The organism is Psychrobacter sp. CX21 (genome assembly GCF_057396255.1).
The window spans coordinates 1-16,924 of record NZ_JBXYJG010000017.1; the positions used below are offsets into that span (position 1 = coordinate 1).

At 40.6% G+C, this 16,924-nt stretch carries 14 protein-coding genes; 7 read left to right on the forward strand and 7 right to left on the reverse strand.

The genetic code is table 11. The features are described from left to right. The first annotated feature begins 19 nt into the window (after positions 1 to 19). On the forward strand, positions 20 to 1,210 hold the full coding sequence (gene tuf / locus AC2SLP_RS09800; RefSeq protein WP_486535648.1) for an elongation factor Tu: 1,191 nt from the start codon (positions 20 to 22) through the stop codon (positions 1,208 to 1,210). Positions 1,211 to 1,423: 213 nt separating this feature from the next. Here tuf and AC2SLP_RS09805 read toward each other — a convergent pair whose 3' ends face one another. Beyond that, complete coding sequence (locus AC2SLP_RS09805) at positions 1,424 to 2,254, reverse strand: TrmH family RNA methyltransferase (protein WP_486536493.1); 831 nt, start codon at positions 2,252 to 2,254, stop codon at positions 1,424 to 1,426. A 48-nt stretch (positions 2,255 to 2,302) separates the two neighbouring features. After that, positions 2,303 to 3,226: a LysR family transcriptional regulator gene (locus tag AC2SLP_RS09810; RefSeq protein ID WP_486536494.1), complete on the reverse strand. Its 924-nt coding sequence runs from the start codon at positions 3,224 to 3,226 to the stop codon at positions 2,303 to 2,305. Between the two features lie 117 nt (positions 3,227 to 3,343). Between AC2SLP_RS09810 and AC2SLP_RS09815 the strand changes: the two genes are divergently transcribed. Beyond that, entirely contained in the window at positions 3,344 to 3,961 is a 618-nt protein-coding gene (locus tag AC2SLP_RS09815; RefSeq protein ID WP_486536495.1) for a lactoylglutathione lyase family protein, read from the forward strand. A gap of 127 nt (positions 3,962 to 4,088) precedes the next feature. Here AC2SLP_RS09815 and AC2SLP_RS09820 read toward each other — a convergent pair whose 3' ends face one another. Further along, positions 4,089 to 5,129 (reverse strand): class 1 fructose-bisphosphatase, encoded by a 1,041-nt coding sequence (locus AC2SLP_RS09820; protein ID WP_486536496.1) that lies wholly within the window; start codon positions 5,127 to 5,129, stop codon positions 4,089 to 4,091. Between the two features lie 524 nt (positions 5,130 to 5,653). Between AC2SLP_RS09820 and AC2SLP_RS09825 the strand changes: the two genes are divergently transcribed. The 3 genes from AC2SLP_RS09825 (at position 5,654) to AC2SLP_RS09835 (ending at position 8,706) form a co-directional block, all read left to right on the forward strand. Further along, entirely contained in the window at positions 5,654 to 6,736 is a 1,083-nt protein-coding gene (locus tag AC2SLP_RS09825) for an aspartate carbamoyltransferase catalytic subunit (RefSeq protein WP_486536497.1), read from the forward strand. 116 nt (positions 6,737 to 6,852) lie between these two features. Then, positions 6,853 to 8,001: a dihydroorotase gene (locus tag AC2SLP_RS09830; protein WP_486536498.1), complete on the forward strand. Its 1,149-nt coding sequence runs from the start codon at positions 6,853 to 6,855 to the stop codon at positions 7,999 to 8,001. 234 nt (positions 8,002 to 8,235) lie between these two features. Then, positions 8,236 to 8,706 carry a DUF2127 domain-containing protein gene (locus AC2SLP_RS09835; RefSeq protein WP_486536499.1) on the forward strand — a complete coding sequence of 157 codons (471 nt, stop codon included), beginning with the start codon at positions 8,236 to 8,238 and terminating at the stop codon, positions 8,704 to 8,706. Positions 8,707 to 8,855: 149 nt separating this feature from the next. On the opposite strand, the gene AC2SLP_RS09840 is transcribed toward AC2SLP_RS09835, so the two are convergent. The 4 genes from AC2SLP_RS09840 to rarD all read right to left on the reverse strand — a co-directional run bounded on the left by AC2SLP_RS09840 (position 8,856) and on the right by rarD (position 13,824). Beyond that, positions 8,856 to 9,617, reverse strand: a complete 762-nt coding sequence (locus AC2SLP_RS09840; protein ID WP_486536500.1) for an SGNH/GDSL hydrolase family protein — start codon at positions 9,615 to 9,617, stop codon at positions 8,856 to 8,858. 321 nt (positions 9,618 to 9,938) lie between these two features. Then, positions 9,939 to 11,342 (reverse strand): nicotinate phosphoribosyltransferase, encoded by a 1,404-nt coding sequence (locus AC2SLP_RS09845; RefSeq protein ID WP_486536501.1) that lies wholly within the window; start codon positions 11,340 to 11,342, stop codon positions 9,939 to 9,941. 218 nt (positions 11,343 to 11,560) lie between these two features. Beyond that, a complete protein-coding gene (locus AC2SLP_RS09850) occupies positions 11,561 to 12,646 on the reverse strand; it encodes a bifunctional nicotinamide-nucleotide adenylyltransferase/Nudix hydroxylase (RefSeq protein WP_486536502.1) in 1,086 nt (361 codons plus the stop codon). Positions 12,647 to 12,825: 179 nt separating this feature from the next. Next, a complete protein-coding gene (gene rarD / locus AC2SLP_RS09855; RefSeq protein ID WP_486536503.1) occupies positions 12,826 to 13,824 on the reverse strand; it encodes an EamA family transporter RarD in 999 nt (332 codons plus the stop codon). 837 nt (positions 13,825 to 14,661) lie between these two features. Here rarD and nfuA point away from each other — a divergent pair. Continuing rightward, complete coding sequence (nfuA, locus tag AC2SLP_RS09860) at positions 14,662 to 15,312, forward strand: Fe-S biogenesis protein NfuA (protein ID WP_486536504.1); 651 nt, start codon at positions 14,662 to 14,664, stop codon at positions 15,310 to 15,312. A gap of 253 nt (positions 15,313 to 15,565) precedes the next feature. Next, positions 15,566 to 16,858: an O-acetylhomoserine aminocarboxypropyltransferase/cysteine synthase family protein gene (locus AC2SLP_RS09865; protein ID WP_486536505.1), complete on the forward strand. Its 1,293-nt coding sequence runs from the start codon at positions 15,566 to 15,568 to the stop codon at positions 16,856 to 16,858. The last annotated feature ends 66 nt before the right edge of the window (positions 16,859 to 16,924 follow it).

Below are 16,924 nucleotides of genomic sequence, written 5' to 3' on the forward strand. Positions count from 1 at the left end.
AAAAAAAGAGGACACACCCATGGCAAAGGCCAAGTTTGAAAGAAATAAGCCGCACGTTAACGTAGGAACCATTGGACACGTTGACCACGGTAAAACCACACTAACCGCAGCAATCGCAACCGTAGCAGCCAAAACATCAGGCGGCGACGCAAAAGACTACGCAGCGATTGACTCAGCACCAGAAGAAAAAGCACGTGGTATCACAATCAACACCTCACACATCGAATACGACACCGAAGCACGTCACTACGCACACGTAGACTGCCCAGGTCACGCAGACTATGTGAAAAACATGATTACTGGTGCCGCACAGATGGATGGCGCAATTCTAGTCGTATCAGCGACAGATGGCCCAATGCCACAAACACGTGAGCACATCCTACTATCACGTCAGGTAGGCGTACCATACATCATCGTATTCATGAACAAATGTGACATGGTAGATGACGAAGAACTACTAGAGCTCGTAGAAATGGAAGTACGTGAATTACTATCAGACTATGACTTCCCAGGTGATGACACCCCAATCATCAAAGGATCAGCGCTAGAAGCCCTAAACGGCAATGACGGTCCATATGGCGAACCTGCAGTAATCGAACTACTAGAAGTACTAGATACATATATCCCAGAGCCAGAGCGTGACATCGATAAAGCATTCCTAATGCCAATCGAAGACGTGTTCTCAATCTCAGGACGCGGTACCGTAGTAACAGGCCGTGTAGAATCAGGTATCATCAAAGTAGGCGATGAAATCGAAATCGTAGGTATTAGAGACACTCAAAAAACCACCTGTACAGGTGTAGAGATGTTCCGTAAGCTACTAGACGAAGGTCGTGCTGGTGAAAACTGTGGTGTACTACTACGTGGTACAAAGCGTGAAGACGTACAGCGTGGCCAAGTACTAGCAGCGCCTGGATCTATCACACCGCATACAGACTTTGATGCCGAAGTATATGTACTATCAAAAGAAGAAGGTGGCCGTCATACACCATTCCTAAATGGTTACCGTCCACAGTTCTACTTCCGTACTACAGACGTAACAGGTGAAATCATTCTACAAGACGGTACTGAAATGGTAATGCCTGGCGATAACGTTGAGATGAGCGTGAAGCTAATCTTTCCAATCGCAATGGATAAAGGCTTACGTTTCGCAATTCGCGAAGGTGGCCGTACTGTAGGTGCTGGTGTTGTTGCTAACGTTAAAGACTAATTGTATTGGTTGAACGTTGCTAGGTCAGCTGCTGTTATTTAGTAGGAATAGCAATAGTAGTAGTAGCCAAGCACTAAGCTAAAAAGACTGTCTCTTTGAGATGGTCTTTTTTTTAGGGTCTTTTAAAATTTTTGAATTAATCTCAATAAAAAAAAGAGGTGTCGCTATAGCGATACCTCTATTTGTTTAAACTCAATAAAATTATTCATTTTACTAGCTATAGTGTCTCTGACGAAGGGTCTCATACATACAAAGGGCGCCGGCAATCGCTACATTTAAACTTTCTTGACCGTTGGGCTGAGGTAGGGCAACTGGGGTAGCTTGATTCATGATATCTTGGCATACGCCTTTACCTTCATGGCCCATTACCCAAGCAACGGGACGATTTAAGTTTTGTTTATAGATAATATTATCGGTATGTGAACTGGTGGCATAAATTGGTAGTCTTAAATAGCTTAGCACTTCATCAGCTTCAACACCTTCATAAATGGTTAAGCCAAACTGAGCACCCATGCCAGCACGCATCGTTTTAGGTGACCATGCTTGAGCGCTACTTTTGGTAAATATTATATTGTTAATACCTACAGCTGCTGCTGTGCGTAACAGTGTACCCACATTACCGTTGTCCTGAACGTCGTTTAATATAAGGCAATCAGTAGTAATAGGTGTTTTAAGGGTATGTAGATTATGCTGCGGTATATTAACTATAGCCATTATCTCCACACCACTGCCTAATGTAGTGATGCTTTGATAGACACCGTCACTAACAACCGTTAGTTTATTATCAAGATGATAGTCGGTTAATAAGTTCAATAGGGTTTGAACTTCTGGATGTGACAGTCCGATATATGAAATTATAATTTGCTCTGGTAGGTGATCAGCTTGCAGTGCAGCCTCAATAAGATGAACGCCTTCGAGTACAGTTTGGCCTGCTTTTTTGCGCTGACGAGATTGGGTCAGTAAAGCTTTAGCTAGTTTAGCAGTCGGGTTTTTTTCTGAAGTAATAACTGGATTATTAGAGTACTTGTTGGTGATATTGGTCATGATTTGCTCATTTTGGCAGGGTTTGAATTTACAGCTTGAAGCACTTTTTTACGTTAAAGCTGATTGGCATTGAGCAATGATTTGCTCAAAACGTTTCGGCAGAGTTCTGCCATAGGAATTTAGTAAGTATACAGGCTCTGTCACCTTATTTGGTGTAGTAAGTGCTGTTAGCCTCTGTAAATATGCGCTAACACTAATGACATTATGAGGTATGACGGAAAGTCCTAACCCCATACTGACTGGCAATAAAATTTGGCTAATTTGATTGGTATACCCTGTTATTGGAATCTCAGATAGCTTGCGAGGATTGTTGCTCGCTTGATTTAAACTTATCTCCCCACAGCTTTCAAAAAACAAGTGTAAATAGTGCATTAAATCAGGATGTTGTATCAATCCAGCATCATTGATGATGTCGATAAGCGCGGGTTTGGGCGTCTCATAGGTTTGCCATAGATCAGTTGCTATCACCAAACTGATTTGTTCTTCACCAATCACTGAACTTTCCACCAATTTAGAGCTGGAATGATGTGTGGTTAGTCCAATATCGAAATCATCATTGATAATCCCTTCTATAATGCGGTAGTGAGGCGCTGCTTCAAGCTCAAATTTTAGTCCTGTATGGCGTTGCTGTAAAGTTAACAGTTCTGGATAAATCTTTAGTGCAATGGCGCCAGAGCAAGCAATTCGGCACACGCCAGTGTATAAGTCATCAAAGCCCATCTCATCTAACAACGCATCTTCTGCCTGAGCCAGATGACAAATGTAGTCATAAAGCAATCGGCCTTGCTCCGTTAATCGAAACGGCGATACCTCACGTTGTATTAAGGTATGGCCTAAAACATGCTCCAGCTTTTTTAAGTGCTGACTCACGCCAGGCTGCGTCATATGCAGCTGCTGTGCTGTTTCGGAGAAGTGTTTGGTTTCAGCTAGTGCTTTAAAGGTTTGAAGATGAGCGGGATTTAAATTCAGCATGATAATATTTCATTATCATTTTTTATAAGGAATGATAATTTCCAGTAATTGGGTGCTTAGTCTACCATACACTTTACGTTCAAAAAGACGTTTTATTTAAATAAATGGGAGAAGGTTATGACTGTTGCACCGAAAACAGATGTTACTCAACAAATGCACCAACAAATGCACCAACAAATGCACCAACAAACGCACCAACAAACGCGTCAACAAACGCGTCAACAAACGCATCTACCAAGCGCTTATCCAAGGAGCTTTTCGCACATTGGGCTGTCAGTGCCTAACTTAGAAGCGGCGGTAAAATTTTATACTGAAGTGCTGGGTTGGTATATTATTATGCAGCCGACAAAAATTATCGAAGATGAATCACCGGTTGGGGTGATGTGCACCGATGTATTTGGTGCTGGGTGGGGGTCACTTAAAATTGCTCATCTATCAACTGGCGACCGCATTGGCGTAGAGATTTTTGAGTTTGAAAAACAACAAAACCCTGAGAACAATTTTGAATATTGGAAAACGGGTATTTTCCACTTCTGTGTACAAGACCCTAATTTAGAAGAATTGGCGGATAAGATTGTGGCCGCAGGGGGCAAAAAGCGTATGCCTGAGCCTCGCTATTATTTTCCAAACGAGAAGCCTTACCGTATGATTTATATGGAAGACCCGTTTGGCAATATCATTGAAATTTATAGCCACAGCTATGAGCTAACTTATTCAGCCGGTGCATATAGCTAAGTGTGCACTGATTTAAGAAATAGCTAAATGGCTATGTATTAAAAAGCAGACCTTGAAATGAGGTCTGCTTTTTCGTTTCATCGACTACATTATACTTTGCCAAATGCAAAATCACTATAAACATTGATTAGCTGTTTTTATGCAGCTTTTGTACATGCTTAACTTCATTTTTTGCCCCCAATACTACGGCTACACGTTGATGGATATCGGTCGGTTTATAATCCATAATACGATTGACAGCATCGGTAGCTGCCCCCCCTGCACGTTCAATGAGCAAACTCATAGGATTGGCTTCATACATTAGACGCAGCTTACCTGCTTTATTAGGGTCTTTGGTATCTTTAGGATAAATGAAAATGCCACCACGGCATAAGATACGATGCACATCACCGACCATAGCGGCTACCCAGCGGGTATTATAGTTTTTACCACGAGGGCCACTCTTACCTGCTAAAAGCTCCTGGATATATAGCTGCATAGGCGGTAACCAATACCGAGTGTTTGATGCATTGATGGCGTATTCTTTGGTATCTTCATCGATGCTAATATTCTTTTTAATCAGTTCAAATTCGCCAGTTGATGGGTTTAAGCTAAACATAACAACCCCATCGTTATTGTTGTCTAGGGCTTCAGAAAAAGTAAACGCTAGCATGGCTGATGATCCGTATAGTAAGTAACCTGCAGCAAGCTGATCGGTGCCTTTTTGTAAGAAGTCGGCGTTTTGAGCTGCTTTACCTTTATTAGTATGAGGTAAAATTGAGAATATGGTTCCAGTAGGCATATTGATATCAATATTTGAAGACCCATCTAACGGATCAAACAATACCAAAAGCTCACCAGATTCATTGGCAGGCGTCGCGTCTTCAAGCTCTTCACTAGCAACACCAGCGCAATGCTTATTGGCTGTTAATGCCTCTAATAATAAATCATTAGCAATCACATCCAACTTTTTTTGCTGCTCACCTTGGACATTTTCAGCACCTGCCTCCCCATGAATATCAGCCAAAGCGCCTTTACGAAGCAGCTCTGTTATTTGTTTACCTACTTCTGTGATAGTTTTAATCACGTCTATGACAGCGGATCTATCAGCTAGGGTGCTGATATTGGTATCGGTATTGACGGAATTAGCGTCAACAGAACTATATAAATAGTCAGATAATGTGGTCATTTTTGGTTTCCTTTAGTAACTAGGACATAATAGCTGGGACAACAATAATTAGGTGACAGTAACATTAATTTGAGAACACCTAAGACTTTAAAGCAAGCTTTGTGTATTGTTCTAATTGATTGACTGTTTAAGTTTTCGTTTATTTTGATGAATGAATTATTTAGATTTTCCCAGATATTAGAATTAAATAAAAGTCTATCTAAATCTTAGAATTAATAATATAAGATGGGCAAAGTGTAGCAAAAACCCTGCAATATTTCTCATGTAACTTACTTATAATGATTTATATAACTCAACTTCATGGCATAAATTATGCTATTAAAATGATATAAAAAGACTTTACTGTTTTAAGCTTAGACAGAAGAATCTATAATACACAATAACTGGTTAATCGCTTGTCACCTATTAGAAGCTTGCTACTCATTAAAGAAGAAAAAATAAAAAATTAAATGCCTATTCATCATTAATCATCACAACATTAACCCTCTATAATTAACCTGCTATAAAGGATACTGCTAATTGCCATGACTGACTCCAAACATAAGCCTCAGACAGATCCGAAAATTCATTCTTCAAATACTGCTGTTTTTGATACCACCACTGCCAAACTAAATGCCTCGTTAAGTCGACCCCAACTGAATGAAGATGGACACATTCGCCATTTTTTAGGTATTGAAGGCTTGAGCCGCGAACAGTTAAAAGCCATTATAGCCAAAGCGGAAACGTTTTTTGATGACAATGGTCAATTGATTAACCGTCCCGAATTAGAAGGGTGTACGGTGATGAATTTATTCTTTGAAAATTCCACCCGTACTAGGACGACTTTTGAAGTGGCGGAAAAGCGATTAGGTGCCAATGTATTAAATATAGATATTGCTCGATCCAGCACTAAAAAAGGTGAGAGCTTACGTGATACGTTATGGAACTTGCAGGCAATGACTGCGGATATATTTGTCGTCCGTCATTCCGCTTCCGGAGCCGCCCATTTTATGGCGACAGAAGTAACCCCTGAGATAGCCATAATCAATGGAGGTGATGGTTGGCACGCTCATCCAACCCAAGCAATGCTTGATATGCTAACCATCCACCGTGAGGCACCGCGTCCCTTTGAAGAGTTGACCGTAGCCATTATAGGAGATATTAAACATTCACGTGTCGCACGCTCAGATATTGCCGCCTTAAAAACGTTGGGCGTTAAAGAGATTCGAGTGATAGCGCCTCGAACTTTATTACCAAAAGGGATAAAGCGCTATGGGGTTGAGGTTTTTGAGGATATCGATGAAGGCGTAGTTGATTGTGACGTACTGATGGGATTACGCATTCAAAATGAACGAATAGGCTCTCCATTAATGGCTGCCTCTAATGAGTATTTCAAAAAGTATGGCATTACCCCCGAACGTTTGGCAAAAGCCAAACCAGATGCAGTAGTGATGCATCCAGGCCCAATGAATCGCGGCGTAGAGATAGCTTCAAGTGTCGCAGATGGACCCCAATCGCTCATTCTTAAACAAGTAAACAATGGTATCGCCATCCGCATGGCAGTACTATCAATGGCGATGCAGGGACAAAGAGAATACCAGGCTATGCAATATTCTCAGAAGGTATAAACAAACGATCGGATTCTTTATGAAGCTGGTTTTAATAAAGCTGGTTTTAATAAAGCTGATTTTAAAAAAGATAAGTTTAAACCGAAATTAAAAAACTAAAATAGATTGGAATTTACATGCTTAATTTATTGCCAAAAAACTTCACACAGCCTGATATCGAAGACAAAGAGAATCATTGGCTGCTACCGCCTTTGGTAGATTTATGTGCGCGCCTGCGTGAGCCTGGTCTACAACAACACGGGACGTTAAAAACCGAAGGGACAGCAGCAAGAAAAAATGGGTTTTTACATGTTGTTATTCCGCCAGATACCAACCCAGTGTTAGAAAATGGCTCATTACTTAAAGGTTTAAGAGAACGTGCCAAACTAGATGGTGGTATTTATCTGCATATTTTGGGTGCCTTAACTGCAGGTTTAAAGGGAGAACGTCCCGCTAATGTGGCGGGCCTTAAAAAAGGCGGCTGTATTGCCGTAACCAATGCGGGTCACGCTTTTGAAAATGACTTGGTAATGTTTCGAACACTGGAATACGCGGCAACCTTTGGTCTTAAAGTATTCTTTTACCCTAATGAGCCTAGTCTGTCAGAAGGCGGGGTGGCTCATGAAGGATATATTGCCTCATTTCATGGTCTACAAGGAATTCCTTGGTTGGCTGAGACGGTCGCCTTGTCTACCCAGCTGTTGATGGTTGAAGAAATAGGCATAGCAGCACATTTTAGTCAATTGACTTGTAAATCTTCAATTAACTTAATTCGTTTAGCCAAAAGCCAAGGTCTGCCGGTTACTTGTGATGTGGCTATGCATCAATTACATCTTACCGATGATAATTTAGAAGGTTTTAATTCACAAGCCTATGTCATACCACCATTACGTAGTAATACCGATCAAAAAGCGCTTATAAGAGGTTTGCAAGATGGGACTATTGATGCCATTTGTAGCCATCATGAACCCTTAAACGATACCGCTAAGAAAGCACCATTTGCTGAAGCCACACCAGGTATTTCAAATTTTGATACCTTTATGGCTTTGGCTTGTAAGTTGGTTCGAGATCAAATATTAACCCCTGAACAATTGGTGGATAAAATTTGTCTGGCGCCAGCGCGAATCGCTGGTATCGAAGAACAGTATAATAAATTAGGTGGGGCCGTCATAGTGGATCCTGATAAGCAGTGGCAGCTCACAATAGATACCATGTTATCAAAAGGCAAAAACAGTCCCTTCTTAAATCAAAACTTACAAGGTAAGGTGGTTGCTACTTATTTTTAAGCTATTATTAACAGTGCTAATTTATCAAGGTCTTAACTTTTTAAGGTTTTAACTTTCAAGGGCTAAGCTTTAGCACGATTAATTCAAGCGACTTAAGCCAACTGGAATAGTCAGCGAACTACTGAACGGTTACGGCGTTAACCTCGCTAAGCCTACATGAGTAATGATTGAACTCAGTTGCTTTGTGACCATTTTGGACTTATTTGACTATATAACCTATAACAGGGACAAATTTTGACGAAATCATCTAGCCTTGACAGTTCTATTAAGGCGGTAACCTTTTATGAGATCCTTAAAGGGGTTGGCGCTATTGCCACTGCCATTGCATTATGGTTTTGGCACAATGATGTTATCGATATTATTGACACCTTAAAACAAACTTGGATAACAAGATTTGGTGATTCATTTAGTATTCAAGTTGACGCATTAGCACGCGTTGCAGAACGAGGCGCGGAAAATTGGGTATTATTTATTTTGATAACATTAGGATATGCAGCACTTAGATTCATAGAAGCCTATGGATTATGGAATGATAAGACATGGGCTTACTGGTTTAGTGTATTAGGCTATGGTCTATTTATTCCTGTTGAACTGTATTACTTCATTGTACGTCCATTCGATTGGTTTAAGCTTGCGGTACTATTATTAAATACGCTGGTGGTGTATGTGGTGTATCGACATATGCGTAAAAAAGGACTGCTTTGAAATGTATTCATTAAACTTGCTTAGGTATCGTAAATAGGCAATCGTCATACGCATTCGTCATTAATGAAACAGAGTCTAATCAGTCAAACTGGTCGGACGTTTTTTTTATAGATGGTTTTAAAATAGCTATTTATGAGCAAATTCGACAACTAAACCAATGCATTAATTGTTTTAGCCAGTTTTTTAGCTAAAAATTCATATGCTACAGAGTTTGGGTGAAATCCGTCTTTTGCGAAGAGTTTACTCGCTTTTAGCCCAGTATTGGTAAAGTCTAGCGGTAGCGCTATGGCATGCTCGAATTCATCACAGACCTCAGTCAGCTTATTATTCATAAGATCGATTTTTTTACCCAAGAACTGATTTAAAGGTTTTGGTATTGCTGGCATATCTTGCATGGGCGGTAAGCCTACAAATATAATGTGTTTTGCGTCAAATTTACGGCGGCTTAAACGAATTATTTCACGCAACTGACGCTGCCATTTCTTAGGTGGTATATTGGCTGTTGTATCATTAACCCCAACCAGTATGATCATAACATCTACCGCTGTTTTAGGCTTCTTTAACACGTAAAGTCTACGCAGTGTATCAAAGGTAGTATGACCAGATGTTGCGTGTAGTGACCAGTTAAGACGATTATAGTGTCGAGTCAGTTTTGAATAACTCATTAATTTAGTTAGTAAATGTCCTATTAGGGCATCTTGTTGCAAACTAACCCCAACGCCTGCAGCAGAGGAGTCACCAGCCAGTAGAAGCTCAAACGAGCGCGTTGTTACCTCAATATCGTCAGAAGATCCTAGTTTAAGATAACCCTGCCGTTCTCCTGAAGCTTCGGGAAGGCGTAGCGCAGTCCGTTTAAGCTTAAAGCCCTGATATAGATAAAGAGGAGCCAATGCAATATCTTTTGCGATCATGTTAATCCTAAAGTATTTTAATAAAATTATAAAAGAATATAGTTTAGATAAATTAATAGATAAGAGATATAGTCAGCGAACTACTAAACGGTTACAGTGTTAACCTCGTTAAGCCTACTCCAGTAGTACTTGCAATCGGTTGCCTTGTAACCATTTTAGACTTCTTTGACTATAGGATACCATCTATAAATTAAAGCATACAAATAATAAAAGAGCCTATCTAAAGATAGGCTCTTAATATTGACGTATATATGAGATATATTAAATATTTGATATATATAAGGCAGGTATATCAAAAGACGCTAACAGTTTTCTGGCCTTTTAATAAGTCTGCTCGGCGCGCTTACGCACATCATTCAAAGTATCATCGACTAACAGCTTGCCATCAACAAAGACATCTCTAAGCAAATTATCAGCGTCATTTGCAAGGGTGTGTTCTTTTACTGTCTTTATTTTGCTGTCTTTATCTTTTACGAGTGCAAGACGTCCCTTTTTTGAGCGTTTTGATCGACTGGTTATGGGATCTTTAAAGATTTCTTTCCATTCACCATCAATCCTTATGGCACTGGCTTTCATTGCCCAGCTCATGGTGTCACGAGTCACTTGCTGTAGCAAACCGCCGCCCATACCAAAAGTGACGTTATCAGCACTAAATCCTGCTTGCATAACAGTCTCTAATATATCACCCAAACTGTTTGAGCTAATACCGTCGCCCTGTATCAGACGTAAATAGTCCGGAAGTATCTTGTAGCCCTTTGAATTGACCGTATAACCAAATTTGACTGACAACCGTTCTAATGCTTCGCGTACCACCTTTGCTGGGTCGCCACTATCCGGTCGAATGACTAAGGTGCCACCCATATTGATGACTTTATCTTTAAGCTCCTCACCCCAGATATTATCAATAGCATTCCAAAGATCATAGCTGTCTGAAACCACAGCAACGGTTTGTCCCTCACCGCCAAACTGCTCTAACATATTGTCATAAGCTTCCCGTTCACGCTCACGGCCCCACGCGGTCATGGTACTGTGCTCTGCGGCTGGAATTGAAAATGCTGGCATGTCATCTTTCATACCATACCAGCGACTCGCAGCAACGAGTGCGGTCATGCTATCTGTACCAGAGAAATTCACCAAATGAGCAAGACTGCCTAGCGCTACAGATTCCATGCTTGATGCACCACGTGCACCAAAATCATGTAGTTTGAAGGGGAGTGCCTCTGCGTTATCTGCCGACTTTTCTAAAGCGTCTTTAATAACTTTTTTACAATAGTGCGATACGCTTGCGACAGTGGATGGATACCAAATGGCTCGTAGTAATGACGTTTCCAAATAGCTTGGCAACCAATAAAACTCAGGATCTGTATTTACGATCTGACACACCACGTTGGATACGGGAACAATAGTACCCTCGGGTACGGCTTGAATACGAATGGGGAGGTAACCGTCATGCTTTTCAACCACACGCTCCCATCCAGAACGGTTAAATGGCAACCCATGAGCTTTGATGACGGCTTCTGCTTCATCAATATGTTCGATTGTGATTGGGTTATTTAAATATTCTTTGATGTAGGCTTGAAGTCCGAAAAATACGACATCGATATCGCCTTTTCGAGCTTCAACGTAGCTTGACATATACTCACTTCCTGGCGGATATTGCAGCCAGTGTGAAGTTTTGTAGCTATCAGAATTTAAAATTAAATTATTAAAGTTACTTGTAAACATAACAGAACTCCTCTGTTTTAATTTAATGAGCAATAAACAAGACTGTCTAGGTTGCTCATTATCACCGTTAGTTTGTTCAGACTAATCGGTGCGCCGTGCCCTTGCCGTCTATCGGCTTGGGTAAAAGTGGTAATCAACGTTGATAGATCAACCTTAATACATTATTACAAGATTGACTAATTCTAATTTGTTAGGCAATGACAAACTTTTAATGACACTTATAATCCCACCATTTTGGTAATAATAGCATAGTGGTCTTCAAACATTTGTTTGGCATTGAGCTCCGCTAAAGGTAACCAAAAAGCTTTGGCAGCATCATCACCGCCCTTAACTTTGGGTAGGCCAGTTGCATCATTCTTTAATTGGAAATAAAAGGCTTGGGTGATGGTGCGGCCACGTGCAGAGCGATAAGGATCATCGAAAGTATGCTGAGAATGTCTTGAACCACGCAGTACTGGTTCGGGCACCTTCAACTTCGTCTCTTCACGAAGCTCTCTAATACAAGCGGTAAACAAGGTTTCTTTTTGATCAACAAATCCTCCTGGCAGCGCCCATAAACCACGACCTGGCATACTACGGCGCTCTACTAATAAGATATGACCTGATTGGACAACCACAGCATCTGCGGTCATAAAAGTTGGCGGATACGGGGTGTCTCGCCACTGTTTTTTATAATTGTCGACAAACCAAGCTTCTTCATGTAACGCTTTATAGGCTTCTGTATGCTTAAACTGCTCTAAAACTTCACGAGTCGAGGTCGGGGTACGCTCGCCAGTTGGGGTTGCACCCATTAAATAGCCTTCACGTATCGGAGTTGCAGAGAGGTTTTTGTAATTGGGTACAGACACAGAATCCCAATTAGGAAATAAAGATAAGTAATATGACGAGCTGTCCTTAGAGTGCCCAATTAAAGCGATATCTTCGCGCAAATCATGAGTGACGGACTTGATAGAAGATTGAACATATTTGAGCCAGCGTGTGTCATTGTATAATGCATCATCTAATCCAACGCAATGAATGCGAGACGCTTGTTCGGTATCGTAAGCGCCTTTGATCATTTGAGTGCGTTCTGCCACCGTAAAAGGATTTCGCAAACTTCTAGGAAGGTTTGCCGAGCCTATCAACATGATGACGTTTTCTGCTCTATTTAAGGCTTCATCAACCACAGCTTTATGTCCCATATGAAAGGGCTGAAAGCGGCCTATAAATACGAGGTATTTATAACGGTGAGAGGCTGCTGATTCATTTTGATGGTTAGGCTTTTGCTTAGAGGCTATAGGGCTTTGTTCAGGTAACACACTCATTATATCCGCTCCAAAAATATGAGCATCCAACGATCACATTGAATATTTAGTTTGATTTTACTAGCGTCTATATATTGACACATTAGGCTTTGCAATGACAATGAGCAATGAGTTCATAAAATGAGCTTATAAATGCACATAAGCGTCGTTAATAATGACACAAAACGGTTGTTAGACTATTAGCTGACACGCGCCCCGCGCATCCAAGGCCTTCTATTTCTTCTATTAGCACGTAACTGACGTACCGCATGCGCAATAAGAAACATGATGCCAATCCAAATTAGTCCATAACTATAAAGCATACCTGTCTCAAAGCTGTTGTTTAAAAAGGTGATGGATAAAAAGAATAATAAAACAGGCTCAAGATAGCTCATCATGCCAAACACGTTTACCGGTAATATCTGACTGGCATCAACATTGGTTATCAGTGCCAAAATACTCAAAACCCCAAGGCTAATCACTAAAAACATATATATGCCAGAGCCTAATACAAACGCTAAATTCTCAGGAGAGATGAAAAACAAATAAAACAAAGCAATAGGTAAAAATAAGGTCAAATCAACCAGCATCCCTGTCATTGCTGTAATACCTTGCAGGCGGCGCATAATATAATAGATAGGATAAGTACCACATACCCATATAGTAGCCCAAGAAACATTTTGTGTCCTGACTATTTCAAGGGTAATACCCGCCACTGCAAACCCTACCGCTGTCCACTGTAGCTTGCTTAAGCGCTCTTTAAAAAAAACAAATCCAAACAACACCATCATCAATGGGAATAGGAAATAACCCATCGCAACTTGAACCCCTTGACCATTGACAGGCGCCCACATAAATAGCCACAATTGGCTAAAAAATATAGGCGTAGGTAATAGCAGCCGGATCAATTGCTTAGGTGTATTAAGCCGCTTTAAGATATCTAGATGATAATGTAAACGTCCGCGAATGAGCATGAAGGCTATTAAAATTACCCACATAGAAAGCATGCGCCATATAAACACTTGAGTCCCTGTTAATGGTTTTAACAAGCTACTGTAAAAATAGAGTATGCCAAATAGGAAATTCGATACCACGGCTAACAGGACACCCAGAGTTACTGTACGCTGCTTTAGGCCACCTGACATCCACATGGATGAAAAGGGGAGTGTCGCTCTAGGTCTTAAAGTTGGTTTGGACATGTACGGCACCCGCATGAAATAAATCTATATGAGAGTAGAGTTAAATAAAGTCTGATGTATATTAAATTTGGAACAAGACAGCTTACTTAAAGCCAGCAAGATCTGAGATTCAAACCACGGCACTAATAGCTATTAAGATAAAAACTGCAAAGATTGCAGTTGGAAGACTCATTATAGTTAACCCATTAATTTGATATAAATACGTATAATTGCAAACACTACTTTTGAAATCACCACCATTTATTCTAGCGGTGCTCAACACTCATCAACATAGTATTATTGAGTTGTGTCTTCAAAAATAGTGTGATTAAGTTCTGTTAAATAATCTCGGTTGTTTAATACTTGAATATTAGGGGCACTGCCCTAGGAATTGGTCAATCTAACAGCGATATTATAAGGCATATTAAAATATAAAGCTTTACCGGACATAAAACTGTGTTATAACAGCGCCAGTTAAACTTTTAGTGCTTTGTTTTAAAGGGACTAGTATCTAGTATCGGGTATCTAAGTTGAAGTTTCTAAGATGCAGTTTCTAAGTTTAAGTTTCTAAGTTGCAGTTTTTAAGTTTTAGTTTCTAAGTTTAAGCTTTGAATTGCAGTTTTTAAGTGTTGGTTTTTAGTGTCAGTTATTGATTGGTTTTAAATGCCTATTGGTTAAGTGTGGGTATTTATGCGCGCTCATTTATTAATATATACCTTGAATAATTTGTAAACACCGCCATAAAGCTTGTATTAAGAGTTTAAATTAAATCTTTCTAAATTTTAGATATCGCTTTATTTATATACTAATTAGCTTCTACTTTAATTGATTATATTCCCACAAATAAGAGGTCATCATATGACTGATAATGCACAAGTTTCAGCTTTAGACGTTGAACAGACTGATATTAAAAGTAACATTACCATCACTGAATCAGCGCAAGGCTACCTAGCTGAGCTCTTATCCAAACAAGATACGCCGGGTATTGGTGTGCGTATATTTGTTGAGCATCCAGGTACGCCGCGCGCTGAATGCTGCATGGCGTATAATCAGCCAGGTGAAGAAGATGAAGCAGATTTGCAAATGCCTTTTGATGCGTTCACCGCTTTTATTGAAGCCTCTTCGGTGTCTTATTTAGAAGATGCGGTTATTGATTATAATAAAGATAGATTTGGAGGTCAGCTCACTTTCCGTGCGCCAAATTCTAAAGTCCCTAAAGTTGGTGCTGACGCCAGTGTAGAAGAGCGCATTAATTACGTATTACAATCCGAAATTAATCCTGGCCTTGCTGCACACGGTGGTGATGTTCAATTGCTTGAGCTCATCGAAGAGGACGGTGTAGGTCTTACTGCCGTACTTAAATTCGGTGGTGGCTGCCAAGGGTGTGCGGCAGTTGATATGACTTTGCGTCAAGGCGTGGAGGTTCAGTTAAAACAGCAAATTCCTGAGCTGACCCAAGTCGTTGATGAAACGGACCATACCCGTACGGAAAATGCATACTATAAATAATCAAGACTTGTTTTAATCTATCATGAGCATAGTAAAAATTAGTCATTATATTTATAAACCAGCTGGGTTATCATGTGATAATCCAGTTTTTTTGGTTTAGAATAAATCCCTAATTTTATGTAATTAAAAACCAACAAATTGCCATAGCTTAACGGTGACGACGTTTTATTGCGTTTGGATGCGCTTTATGGCGTCTACGTTTAAGTATACAGATATCAACTAATGTTCCTAGTTAAGGACAATTGAGGAAAAAATGAGTAACCAAATTCAAAACCAGCGACTTGAAACCCTATCTATTCATGCAGGCTACAGCGTTGAGCCCACCACCAAAGCGGTAGCGGTGCCCATTTACCACACCAGCTCTTACGCTTTTGACGATACCCAACATGGTGCAGATCTATTCGATCTTAAAGTCCAAGGTAATATTTATACCCGTATTATGAACCCGACAAATGCCGTGCTTGAAGAGCGTGTCGCTGCACTTGAAGGTGGATTAGGCGCCTTAGCGGTAGCATCTGGTATGGCTGCGATCACCTATGCCGTACAAACCATTTGTGAGGCTGGCGATAATATAGTTGCGGTATCGACTTTATATGGCGGAACTTATAATTTCTTTGCTCATACCTTACCGCGTCAAGGCATTGAAGTCCGTTTCTTTGATTATCAAAATCCAGAAGCAATTCATGATTTGATAGATGATAAAACCAAAATGGTATTTGCCGAAAGTATTGGTAATCCACTCGGTAATATAATAGACATACAAGCAGTATCAGACATTGCTCATCAATATGGGGTACCTGTGGTCATTGATAACACCGTCGCCACACCTGCCTTGTGTCGACCTTTTGAACATGGCGCAGATATTATCGTACATTCCTTAACTAAGTATATGAGTGGTACTGGTACCTCCATAGGCGGCGCTATTGTAGACAGTGGTAAGTTTAAATGGGGGGATCATCCTGAGCGCTTTCCATTATTGAACCAGCCTGACGTCAGCTATCATGGAGTCAACTTTGTCAAAGATGTTGGAGAAGCTGCTTATATTGCTCGCGCTAGGGTTGCGCCACTGCGTAATACGGGTGCAGCACTTAGTCCCCTAAACGCATTTAGTATCTTGCAGGGGATTCAAACGCTTGGGTTACGTATGGAGCGACATGTTGAAAACGCTTTAGCGGTTGCAGAATACTTAAAGGCGCATGACAACGTAGCCTGGGTTAAATATGCAGGATTGAGCGATCATCCAGAACATGATCTTGCGCAAAAATACATGAAGGGTTCGCCCTCAGCCATATTAACGTTTGGGGTTAAAGGCGGGCGTGAAGCAGGCGCACGATTTATCGATGCTCTAAACCTTGTGGTTAGACTGGTTAATATTGGAGATGCTAAATCACTAGCATGTCATCCTGCGTCTACCACGCACCGCCAGTTAAATGGTCAAGAGCTTGAGCAAGCTGGTGTTAGCGAAGATATGGTGCGACTATCAATCGGTATTGAGCACATTGAAGATATTAAAGCTGACTTGGAACAGGCATTATCAAAGGTATAAGAAGGTTTATCCTTTAACTAGGACACGCTTTAGATAAAACTACTGATTAGTTTATACAATGAAAGC